Origin of the sequence: Pandoraea sp. ISTKB, assembly GCF_001721285.1 — a bacterium.
Lineage (GTDB): Bacteria > Pseudomonadota > Gammaproteobacteria > Burkholderiales > Burkholderiaceae > Pandoraea > Pandoraea capi.
The window spans coordinates 1-378 of sequence record NZ_MAOS01000007.1; the positions used below are offsets into that span (position 1 = coordinate 1).

Below are 378 nucleotides of genomic sequence, written 5' to 3' on the forward strand. Positions count from 1 at the left end.
CGGGCTGGGGGGCGACGGGATTGCATTGAGCGGCAACGGTACTGTCACGAACAGCGGTGCCATTGTCGGCGGCGAAGGGGGTAACGGCGGAAACGGCGCCAATACGTCCGGCGGTACGGGCAGCGAGGGCGGTGCGGGGGTTCGTATCGGAGGGACCGGTACCGTGAACATCGTGACCGGCGGTACGGTCAAGGGGGGCGGTGGCGGCACGGGCGGCGGTGCCGGGAACGCGGCGTCTGCCGGCGGCAATGGCGGTGCGGGTGGCGCCGGTGTGATCGTGACCGATGGCGGCACGGTTTCCAACGGCGGCACCATCACCGGCGGTGATGGGAATCGAGGTGGAGGCGGCGGTGCCAGCAGTGTGGGCGGTACGGGCGG

The 378-nt window shown here is 71.2% G+C and carries 1 pseudogene; it reads left to right on the forward strand.

What is annotated here, in order from left to right:
- Positions 1-378: pseudogene (locus tag A9762_RS28800) on the forward strand (autotransporter outer membrane beta-barrel domain-containing protein); the annotation flags it as partial.